Source organism: Serratia marcescens (genome assembly GCF_001902635.1).
GTDB lineage: Bacteria > Pseudomonadota > Gammaproteobacteria > Enterobacterales > Enterobacteriaceae > Serratia > Serratia marcescens_F.
Genome location: NZ_MJAO01000061.1, coordinates 1 through 1,378 on the forward strand (window position 1 = coordinate 1; position 1,378 = coordinate 1,378).

The 1,378-nt window shown below is 70.5% G+C and carries 1 protein-coding gene; it reads left to right on the plus strand.

All coding sequences use genetic code 11. From position 1 onward, the window contains the following. On the plus strand, positions 1-1,378 hold a 1,378-nt coding region (locus BHU62_RS24520), incomplete at both ends, for an autotransporter outer membrane beta-barrel domain-containing protein (protein ID WP_139282323.1).

Genomic DNA, 1,378 nt, shown 5'->3' on the forward strand with positions numbered 1-1,378 from the left:
AGGGGCGGCTGGCGATCAACGGCTCGGTCACCTCGGACGTCAGCGTGCAGAGCGGCGGTATCGTCGGCGGCAGCGGCACGGTCGGCTCGCTGACCGCCCGGCGCGGCGGCACCGTGGCGCCGGGCAACTCGATCGGCACCCTGAACGTGGCGGGCAACGTCAGCTTCGAGCCGGGCTCGCGCTACGCGGTGGAAGTGGGGCCGAACGGCCGGAGCGATCGGATCCAGAGCAGCGGATCGGCGACGATCGGCGGCGGCGAGGTGGCGGTGACGCTGGAGAACAGCAGCAACCTGCTGACGCAAAGCGAGGTGCGCAGCCTGCTGGGCCAGCAGTACAACATCCTGACCGCGCAGCAGGGGGTGCGCGGGCAGTTTGACACGGTGGCGCCGAACTACCTGTTCCTCGGCACCGGGCTGAGTTATCAGCCGAACGGGGTGACGCTGAGCGTCGGGCGCAACGGCACGAGCTTCGCCAGCGTGGCGCAGACGCAGAACGAGCGGGCGGTGGCGGCGGCAGCGGATGCGCTGGCGGTGGGCAACCCGGTGTACGAGAGCATTCTCAACAGCGGCACGGCGGGCGAAGCGCGGCAGGCGTTCCGTCAGCTGTCGGGGCAAATCCATGCGGATATCGCCTCGGCGCTGGTGAACGACAGCCGCTACCTGCGCGAGGCGCTGAACGGGCGCCTGCGCCAGGCGGAAGGGCTGGCGAGCTCGTCGTCCATCAAGGCGGACGACGGCGGGGCCTGGGCGCAGCTGCTGGGGGCGTGGGACCACGCGTCGGGCGACGCCAACGCCACCGGCTACCAGGCCTCGACCTACGGGGTGCTGGTGGGGCTGGACTCGGCGGTAGCGGACGACTGGCGGCTGGGGGTGGCGACCGGCTACACCCGCACTTCGCTGCACGGCGGCTACGGGGCGAAGGCGGACAGCGACAACTACCACCTGGCGGCGTACGGCGACAAGCAGTTCGGGGCGCTGGCGCTGCGTGGCGGGGCGGGCTACACCTGGCACCGCATCGACACCAAGCGGTCGGTGAACTACGGGATGCAGTCGGACCGTGACACGGCGAAGTACAGCGCGCGCACCGAGCAGCTGTTCGCGGAGGCGGGCTACAGCGTGCAGGGGGAGTGGCTGAACCTGGAGCCGTTCGTCAACCTGGCGTACGTGAACTTCGAGAACAACGGTATCGCGGAAAGCGGCGGCGCGGCGGCATTGCGCGGGGATAAACAGCATACCGACGCGACGGTGTCGACGCTGGGGCTGCGTGCGGACACCGCATGGCAGGTGAGCGCGGGTACGACGGTGGCGCTGCGCAGCGAGCTGGGTTGGCAACACCAGTACGGCGGGCTGGAGCGTGGCACCGGGCTGCGGTTCAACGG